Origin of the sequence: Marinobacter sp. (genome assembly GCF_048266785.1) — a bacterium.
Classification (GTDB): domain Bacteria; phylum Pseudomonadota; class Gammaproteobacteria; order Pseudomonadales; family Oleiphilaceae; genus Marinobacter.
Genome location: NZ_JBLWYX010000021.1, coordinates 41727 through 50584 on the forward strand (window position 1 = coordinate 41727; position 8858 = coordinate 50584).

General features: G+C 58.9%; 10 protein-coding genes and 1 pseudogene. 4 read left to right on the forward strand and 7 right to left on the reverse strand.

The features are described from left to right. Positions 1 to 398: 398 nt before the first annotated feature. Positions 399 to 671 (forward strand): CopG family ribbon-helix-helix protein, encoded by a 273-nt coding sequence (locus tag ACN0V1_RS19300; protein WP_023127699.1) that lies wholly within the window; start codon positions 399 to 401, stop codon positions 669 to 671. After that, positions 659 to 952, forward strand: a complete 294-nt coding sequence (locus ACN0V1_RS19305; RefSeq protein ID WP_125870438.1) for a type II toxin-antitoxin system RelE/ParE family toxin — start codon at positions 659 to 661, stop codon at positions 950 to 952. Before ACN0V1_RS19300 ends, ACN0V1_RS19305 begins: the two co-directional genes overlap by 13 nt. Here the strand turns inward: ACN0V1_RS19305 and ACN0V1_RS19310 are convergent. Beyond that, positions 931 to 2349, reverse strand: coding sequence for a tyrosine-type recombinase/integrase (locus tag ACN0V1_RS19310; RefSeq protein ID WP_417546548.1), 1419 nt, complete (start codon positions 2347 to 2349; stop codon positions 931 to 933). The two genes, ACN0V1_RS19305 and ACN0V1_RS19310, sit on opposite strands and share 22 nt — an antisense overlap. A gap of 326 nt (positions 2350 to 2675) precedes the next feature. Continuing rightward, a pseudogene (locus ACN0V1_RS19315) lies at positions 2676 to 2765 on the reverse strand (integrase); the annotation flags it as partial. A 200-nt stretch (positions 2766 to 2965) separates the two neighbouring features. Between ACN0V1_RS19315 and ACN0V1_RS19320 the strand changes: the two are divergent. Then, a complete protein-coding gene (locus ACN0V1_RS19320; protein ID WP_312243253.1) occupies positions 2966 to 3361 on the forward strand; it encodes a VOC family protein in 396 nt (131 codons plus the stop codon). An 84-nt stretch (positions 3362 to 3445) separates the two neighbouring features. Continuing rightward, positions 3446 to 3580 (forward strand): hypothetical protein, encoded by a 135-nt coding sequence (locus ACN0V1_RS19325; RefSeq protein WP_417546549.1) that lies wholly within the window; start codon positions 3446 to 3448, stop codon positions 3578 to 3580. 18 nt (positions 3581 to 3598) lie between these two features. Here ACN0V1_RS19325 and ACN0V1_RS19330 read toward each other — a convergent pair whose 3' ends face one another. From ACN0V1_RS19330 to ACN0V1_RS19350, 5 genes are all read right to left on the reverse strand, one after another. After that, entirely contained in the window at positions 3599 to 4291 is a 693-nt protein-coding gene (locus tag ACN0V1_RS19330) for an RES family NAD+ phosphorylase (RefSeq protein WP_312256542.1), read from the reverse strand. Next, positions 4285 to 4689: a hypothetical protein gene (locus tag ACN0V1_RS19335; RefSeq protein ID WP_417546550.1), complete on the reverse strand. Its 405-nt coding sequence runs from the start codon at positions 4687 to 4689 to the stop codon at positions 4285 to 4287. Before ACN0V1_RS19335 ends, ACN0V1_RS19330 begins: the two co-directional genes overlap by 7 nt. Positions 4690 to 4975: 286 nt before the next feature. Beyond that, positions 4976 to 5560, reverse strand: a complete 585-nt coding sequence (locus tag ACN0V1_RS19340; RefSeq protein WP_417546551.1) for a cysteine dioxygenase — start codon at positions 5558 to 5560, stop codon at positions 4976 to 4978. Beyond that, positions 5557 to 7941 carry an FdhF/YdeP family oxidoreductase gene (locus ACN0V1_RS19345; RefSeq protein ID WP_417546552.1) on the reverse strand — a complete coding sequence of 795 codons (2385 nt, stop codon included), beginning with the start codon at positions 7939 to 7941 and terminating at the stop codon, positions 5557 to 5559. The genes ACN0V1_RS19340 and ACN0V1_RS19345 overlap by 4 nt, the downstream gene beginning before the upstream one ends. A gap of 116 nt (positions 7942 to 8057) precedes the next feature. Beyond that, the coding region (locus tag ACN0V1_RS19350) for a fatty acid hydroxylase family protein (protein WP_417546553.1) at positions 8058 to 8858 on the reverse strand (801 nt) is incomplete at its 5' end.

Below are 8858 nucleotides of genomic sequence, written 5' to 3' on the forward strand. Positions count from 1 at the left end.
GTCAAAATCGTGCGTATCTTGAACGCTCGAAAGGTGGCTCCAGCATAGACCGCCTTTTTCAACAGAATCGGCCGGAAACGCCAGTCACGAGATTGTGAGGATCTGCTTTATAACCGGTCTGGTTTAACTAGCTGTCCGCAGTTCTGAGATGGAGAACAATCATATCCACCCTGACCCGTGCATCAGGCATGCCTGTCACCGCCTGCAGATGATGGAGCACCTAGACGATTGCAAGCCGCAGATTGTAAAAGCACACGCGAGTGAGGACCCATTTCGGTGTGAGTGAATCTTACCTAGCCTCCATCATCGTAATCTGTTTGTGAGCATCGAATGGACAGCTTTATACGTCTGCTGCTACCTTATTCAGAGGTAATACCTATAGATAAAGAGGGCTAACCATGGCCACATCCATCAAAATTGATGACGAGCTAAAAGGCCGCATCCAGCAGTTGGCGAGCCAACGCCAGCGCTCGTCTCACTGGATCATGCGCGAGGCGATCACCCAGTACGTCGAGCGCGAGGAGGCCCGAGAGAGCTTTAAGCAGGAAGCGTTGGCCTCGTGGGCGGCGTATCAGGAAACCGGACGGCATTTGACCAGCCAAGAAGCTCGGACCTGGCTCGGTAGCTGGGGTACAGATACTGAGGTAGAGCTTCCCAAGTGCCACGATTGATTGTTACTGAAGGCGCGGCGAAGGGCTTGGAGCGTTGCCGACGATTCCTTGCCGATAAAGATCCGCTGGTTGCGCGGCGCGCTGCGCAGGCGATTGAGCGCCAGTTGGCTCGCTTGGAAGAAAATCCGGAAGTAGGGCGCCCGTTTCCAGATCTACCGCAGCTGCGTGAGCTGATTATAGAGTTTGGTGACTCAGGGTACGTGGCTCTCTACCGCTATGAGCGCATAGACGATACTGCGTATGTCTTGGCCTTTCGCCATCAAAAGGAAGCGGGCCACTGAGTTTGAGCTACTGCACCTTCAGCAAGAATCGACTCCAGCTTCTCTCCCAATAACCGCCATGCTTCGGTCTTTTCCTTGGCGTAATCGTGGTGCAGGTAATGCCGGCGTACCTTGGAGCCGCCCAGCAGGTGGTTCTGGCAGCGGTCGATGATTTCCAGTGTCACACCCAGCTCCTGCATCATGGTAGCGCCTGTGCGGCGCAGATCATGCGGCGTCCATTCACCTCTAGTTCCTTTGCTCAGTACCAGTGAGTCGTCATGATGTCGGCCGGCCAGGGGCTTGCTGCGGTTCTTGAAGCGGCACTGCCGATCGCCGATGAGCTTGCTGACCGTCTTGGTATCAACATGGCTTTGGCTGTCCTTGCTGGGAAAGCAGAACTGCGTATGGCCGGTTTCTTTTTGCAAACACTTGAACTGCTCTATGGCGAAAGCTGATAGGAACACATGGTGATCCTGGCGTTTGCCTTTATGGCCTTTGGTAGTCTCGGCGGGGATGAACCAGGTGCCTTTCTTCAGGTCCAGGTAGCGCCACTCGGCCTTAAGCAGCTCGCCGATACGACAGAGGGTGCTCAGGCAGATCCACAGAGCGCACTGGACTCGAGTGTTGACCGGGCGAATGCCGGAATACTTCTGGCCAGCGGGAAGCTCTTCGTAGTCTTTCTCCTGGCGTTCGAGGATGTCACGCAGCTCGCGAATCTCGTCGGGGGAGAGTAGGCGGTCTCGTTGTTCTTCATAATCGTGATCGAGCAGCTTGCTGACATCTATAAGGTCGGCTGGATTGCCATCAGTCATCAGGCCTCGCCAGGGTTTGCGTTTCTCACCCCAGCGCAGCATCTGGCCAATGTCGTTGTTGCGGATAACGACGGTGCGGTTCAGGCCTCGGGCTTTGACTGAGCGCAGCACCGCGAGCAGATCCTTTTCGGTCAGGTTGCGCAGTGGCTTCTTGCCAACCAGCGGTAGGACATCTTTCTTGAAGCTGCGGATCAGTTCGGCATTGCCATCCTGGCGGGATACGCCGTCGCGAATCCATTCATCAAACAGGTCGGCCACCGTCTTGTTTTCGGCAGCTTGGCGTTCAGCTTCGGCAATGGTCGCTGCGACTGCAGCTTGAGCTTCGATCTTGGCAGCTTTGCGGGCAGCGGTTGGATCGATGCCTTTTGCAGCCGTCGCTCTAACCTCATCACGTTCGGCACGAATCTGAGCAAGAGACTTCTTTGGCCAGCTGCCCAGACTTTGATCGCGTTTCAGTCCGTCTTGTTTGAATTCGTAGCGAAACTGCACCGTTACACCACGGACGCCTGCGCGAACCCTGGCAACCAGGCCGCCGTCCTCCCGAAGGATTCTGCCGTCATCGGAAGAAGTAAGGGCCTCTAGCTGCTTCGCCGTTAACTTTGCCACTCTCTACCCCTTGCCTGATTCGGTTGCCTTAGAATTTTACCCCACTTTTACCCCACCGAATCGCTTGGCTGGTGGTGGACATCACTGGACGCTATGGGACGACAGAATAGCCTGTAAGCACCGTATTTGCTAGGATTCCTGGGTCCATGAGAGTCCATGTTGATCTACAGTGATCCACCAAAAAAGCGCATGGGGTGCAAGGGGTAGAGTTTTCAAATCACTCCGTCCCGACCAATTAGATTGATGACTTAGCCACCTTCGGGTGGCTTTGCTGTTTTTGCCTTAGTAACTTTCCGAGTAGCTATGGCATTTTTCTTATCCCAGCTCCTCTTCAGGATAGTTAGCGCGGGTGCGCGTGAGTCGGTCGCTGAGATCTTATTGGCGGCTTCGGTCAGCCGGTTCAGTTCTGCGGCCGTTAGTGACTGTAATGCTGCCGTCTTGAGATAGCCGCAGCCAATCTAGTGATCCAGTCCATGTCGAGCCGTTGCCACTTAACAGTTCTCGGCACGAAAGATGATGGAAGAAGGCGGTGGATGGGGGCGGACTCGACGGCTCGGTACATCTAAGCTGAAAGGATGCTCCTAGATACAGTCCTGCTTCCAACGGGAGGTCTTTCGTGATCGACCATATCGTCATCCATGTCTCGAATCTTGCAGCCAGCCGAGCGTTCTATTCGGCTGTGCTGAAACCACTTGGAATGCACGTGCGCAAGGAACTCGACGATGACGGCGTGCTGTTTGGTGGGGTAGAGCCTGTTCCGGGTGAAGACCCTGCTGGAGAGTTCTGCCTGTTGCAGGCCGAGGTGCCGCGCGAGCGCTGCCATCTTGCTTTCCGGGCGCGGACGCGTGAGCAGGTCGATGCTTTTTATCAGGCTGCGCTTGCTGCGGGCGGTATCGATAACGGCGCGCCTGGCCTCCGTCCGCAATACCATGGCAACTACTATGCTGCCTTCGTACATGACCTGGACGGCTACAACATCGAGGCGGTGTGCCATTGGCCTGCCTCTGATTGATGCTCCAAGATGGCGGGCGATGGCCACTGTTTGCCGGGATGACCTGCCGATCATTCTTCCCAATCTGGATCCGCATTTGCCGCAATGAAGAATCGGAAACAGCTAGGCGTCGGCTTGTTCACAGGCATGATCATCGGAATCATCGTCGACAACCTTGTCATGGGGATTGGGATAGGTCTGGCGATCGGTATCGCCATGTCGTTCGAATCGACCGCCTAGAGTAGTCGGCGCCTGTATTCAAACCGCACGAATGGCGCTGACGCTGGAAATGCAGCCGTTCCAGATCATTTCGTAGTGGGCGGTCTGGATGATGGAGGTTACTGGCCTTGGGGTCATGAGTGCCCAGCAATCCTGGCCTGCGTTACGCACCGAACGGTAGCGCAAGCCAGGGTGCCTGGCTTCTTTCACCCGTCGGCCGAGGCGATTGGCCTGGGAGTAGTCGTCGGAGTCATAGATCGGATCCGTCATCGGGATGACTGTCGCGTCGAGCATACCGACCTCGTTGAACTGGCATGACAGGCCACGAAAGACGAACCGCTCGTAGCTCAGGCCTTCGACATTGGACCAGTAGCGGTCCTGGTGGTAGCGGACTTCAGCGAGTGCCGTATCCATGCTGCTGGCCAGGTACAGCACACCGTAGCTTCCGTCGCTGAAGCGCGAACCGGCCGGGTTGACATGGGTGAAGGGCGCCGTGGCGTACGAGCAGCCGGGAATGCCGAAAGGTATTTCCGCGCGGGGTATCAGCTCGAGGCGTCCGGTTTCATTCTGCAGCCTGGGGTTGGTCAGGGCCTGCAGTTGATACAGCGTTTCGAATTCGCCGACGTCTGCCACATCGTCGAACAGGGCGATGGGGGGGAACTTGGAATTGACCAGTCGGTAGGCCCGCAGATGGGCTTCGGCCAGAAGAGGGAGTTGGTCCGGGTCTACCACTGCGCGCCTCGCAGGCTGTCGATGCGCCGAAACGATTCGTACAAGGAAATCATGTCGCCCTGGGCCATGACCTCCAGTGGGGATCGCCCGTTGAAGAACTCGTTGTGGTTGGCCATCGAAGGAAAGCCGTACACGTTCTCCGGATTGTCGAAAAGCAGGCGCAGGGCCGCGTGGATGTTGAGGATGAAACTGATGCGCTGCATCTGGTCAGCGTCGAGGCTCACCGACCATGCATCGTTGGACAGCTTGGCCCGCACATGGGTGCTGCGCGAAATGCGAAGAATGTTGCAGGACTGCTCGGTAGTCGCCTGCCATTTTTCGAGGATATTCACTGCCGCTCGCAAACCGGCTGTGCATTGATCCTTGGTAAAGGCCTGTGCCTGGATAACTGCCGCCATGACTGATAGCACCTGCTTTGTTTCTGTGGATACAATATAGCGCAGTATGTATCTATAGACAAAACTCAGGTGGTTGTATCTAAGAATATGAGGTAGCGCTGCCTGCTGTATCAGATTCGGTCTCGTTCGCTCACTTCGCTAAACCGGAGTCGATAACCACAGCAGCCAATCGATGTCGGCCCTGGCTGTTATTCATCAAGTCACGGCTCGCGTCTTCGAATCAGCCGCCGCAGCGCCCAGCCAACCAGCCAAACGGCAGGAAAAGCTGCTTGGCTGGGATCGTCGGTCAACTCCAGATATTAGGCAGCAGGCTGTTGCTGTAGCTGGAAATGAACAGCTTCTCGCTGCCATCCGCCTGATAAACGGCACGCTTCACTGCGCCGATATTGCCGCCGTAGACGTGGATGCTGATCGAGACACGGTCATCAAAGGCATTGCTGACCTGATGGATGTCACCAATGGCGGGCGACACGCATTCGACCTCACCGCGCTCGAGCCGTAGCGGTTCGCCTGCTGGGCGCAAGGTACCGTCGGGCTGGCGCTCGAAGCGTTGCCCCAGTTCGGCGCCCCGCAGCATGCCGATCATTCCCCAGACCCGGTGGTCGTGTACGGGCGTTCGCTGCCCCGGTCCCCAGACGAAGCTGACCACGGAGAAGCGCTGCAGCGAGTCGGCATGCAACAGGTATTGCAGATAATGTTCAGGATGCGGCACGGCGAATTGTTCGGGCAGCCAGTCATCGTGTTCGACCAGTCGCCGCAACAGTTCCTGACCCTGCTCGAGAATTGCCGATTCCTCCGGCTGCCGCTCCAGCAGAGCGGCCAGCTCGATGACGAACCCGCGAAGTCGGTCCAGGCGTAATGGCTCGCTCATATCGATCCCTCCGAGTGGTTGTGTTCTGTTGTGCTTGAGAGTTGATGCAGGTTCAAGCCATCACCGGGATCAGTAGTCCTTTCCAGGCGAATGGCGATGAATTTCGAAGTGGGCGTGTGGCTCCCCTCGCCATGGCTTTCCAGGGGTACCAGGGGGTTGGTCTCCGGGTAATAGGCTGCCGCCTGGCCCGATGGCGTGTCGTAGGGCAGCAGGGTCATGCCGGTGATGCGGCGCTCGATGCCGTCATTCCAGAGGGAAATCACATCGACTTTCTGTCCGGGCTCGTAACCCAGTCGCTGGATGTCCTGCGGATTGACGAAGATCACGTCGCGCATGCCCTTCACGCCCCGGTAACGATCCTCCAGGCCGTAGATGGTGGTGTTGTACTGGTCATGCGAGCGCAGGCTCTGCAGGATCAGGTCCGGCGTGACGCCCAGGCTGCGAATCTGCTGTGGCAGCAGTTCATCGGGCAAGGCGTGGGCGCTGAAGGCCGCCTTGCCTTCAGGCGTATTCCATTGTCGGCGGGAGGCGGCGTTGCCCAGGTAGAAGCCTCCCGAGCGCTGCAGTTTGGTTTCGAAGTCGGCGAAGCCCGGGATGGTTGCGGCAATCAGCTGGCGAATGCGTGCGTAATCCTCGACCAGCCAGGCCCAGTCGACCGGCTGAGGGCCGAGCGTCGCGGCGGCGATACCGGCAATGATCGCCGGTTCCGAACGCATCAGGGGCGACAGCGGTTCCAGCTGGCCGTGGGAGGCATGGACCATGCTGAACGAGTCCTCGACCGTTACCGCCTGCGGCCCGCATGCCTGCCGGTCGATGTCGGTGCGGCCCAGGCAGGGCAGTATCAGCGCCTCGCGCCCGCAGGTCAGATGGCTGCGGTTGAGCTTGGTGCTGATCTGCACGGTGAGTTCGCAGTTCTGCAGCGCCTGGTGAGTACGGACGGTATCGGGCGTGGCTTGGGCGAAATTACCGCCCAGGCCGATGAAGACTTGAGCCTGGCCGGTGAGCATGGCACCGATCGCGGCGACCGCGTTGTGCCCTGGCTGGCGCGGCGCGACGAAGTCGAAGTGCTTTTCCAGGGTATTGAGGAACGCCTGCGTTGGCCGCTCGTTAATGCCCATGGTGCGGTCGCCCTGCACGTTGCTGTGACCGCGCACGGGGCACAGGCCCGCGCCGGGCTTGCCGATGTTGCCGCGCAACAGCGCGAGGTTGGTGATTTCCTGGATGGTTGCCACCGAATGCTGATGCTGGGTGATGCCCATCGCCCAGCAGATGATCACCCGTTCGGCTTCGGCATACAGGCGTGCAGCCTGCTCGATCTCGCTGCGAGCAAGCCCGGACTGGGTTTCGATCTGCTCCCAGGGCGTTGCCTCGACGAGCGCCAGGTAGGCGTCGAGCCCCTGGGTGTGCTGGGCGATGAACGCGTGATCGAACAGCCCAGGCTGTTGCTTGGCCTGCGCCTCGCGTTCCCATTGCCAGAGGTATTTGACCATGCCGCGTACGAGCGCCATGTCGCCACCGAGATTCGGTCGGAAATAGGCGGTGCTGGTCGCACGGTCCCGATTGGAGAGCATCTCCAGCGCCTTCTGCGGATGCTGGAAGCGCTCCAGCCCACGCTCTTTCAGCGGGTTGAACACCACCACGCGGGCGCCTCGCTGGACGGCCTCGCGCAGCGGTTCGAGCATCCGCGGGTGGTTGGTGCCCGGGTTCTGGCCGAGCACGAAGATTGCGTCGGCATGCTCGAAATCCTCGAAGCTTACGGTGCCTTTGCCCACGCCGATGCTCTGGCCCAGGGCCACGCCACTGGCTTCGTGGCACAGGTTCGAGCAATCGGGGAAATTGTTGCTACCAAAGGCCCGGACGAACAGCTGATAGAGGTAGGCCGCCTCGTTACTGGCGCGCCCGGAGGTGTAGAACTCGGCCTGGTTCGGATCGTCCAGGCGCTTGAGATGACCGGCGATCAGGGAGAAGGCTTCGTCCCAGCCGATGGGACGGTAGCGGTCGCTGGCGCGGTCGTAGCGCAGCGGTTCGGTCAGGCGCCCCTGATATTCGAGCCAGTAATCGCTCTGCTCGCGCAATTGGCTGACGCTGTGGCGGGCGAAAAAGGAGGCGTCGACGCGGCGCTTGGTGGCTTCCCAGTTCACCGCCTTGGCGCCGTTTTCGCAGAATTTGATCGGCCCGCTCTCGGCGGATTCGCCCCAGGCGCAGCCGGGGCAATCGAAACCGCCGTGCTGATTGGTCTTGAGCAGGGCGCGGATGTTCTTCAGCGCATTGTCGCTACCGAGCCAGTGCCCGGTAACGCTGCGCAGTGCACCCCAGCCGCCGGCTGCGCCGGTATAAGGCTGATAGCGGCTGGCAGGCTTGAAACGGTCGTGACGGGACATGCGATGCCTCGCGAACAATAAGCTGAAGGGTCATTGAGCCAGTCCGGGGGACAATAACCGATTGATGCGACGCAGGATGAGCAAGGTGCGCGCCCATCCTGCGTTTCAGCATGCGCTTAGCGAGCCGTCATCGCGCCCAGCTCGTTCTCGTCCAGTTCCGGGCCATCGAGCGTTACGTGCTTTTCGCCCTTGCGGAACTTCGCGATGACCGGCTTCAGCTCTTCCTTGACGTGCTTTTCACTGTAGCCGTTGAACAGGTGGCCGAGCAGCCCGCGGCGCAGGTCCGTGGTGCCCATGAACCAGTCGGCGATGGGGAAGGTGAGGTTCATGTTGTACTTCATCATGATCCCCCAGTTGTGGTGGGCAGTATGATGGCGGCGGATGGTGTTGATGAATGGCACGTTGCGCACGAACCAGTTCTCATGCACGTGGCAGCAGTAATGGAAGGTCTCGTAGATCAGGTATTGCAGGACCATCGTCAGGAACACGATGAAACCCGCGTTGGCGTTGAATACCAGATACGTCAGATAGCCGAGCGTCGTGCCTGCCACGCCCAGGGTAGCCAGCACCCGCCAGGGGAAGAAGACGATGCGAAATTCCCTGAAGGAATCGATGGTCGGTTCCACGTCGGTGAAATACTGATGGTGCTGACGGGTGTGGCGTTCATAGATGGCGCGCAGGGCCCAGACATCGATGCGCTTGTGCATGACGTAGCGATGCATGAACCATTCGACGAAATTCCCGGCGATGAACACCGGCACCATCAACAACCATTCCCACGTGGCGCCCTGTATCTGCGAAAGGCAGTACCAGGCCGCTGTGAGGCCCACTCCATACATCACCGCGACGTGTAGCAGCCCGTTGTAATGGGGGCTGATGTCGGCTTTGTACTCTTCACGGAATTTCCGCTGGCGTTC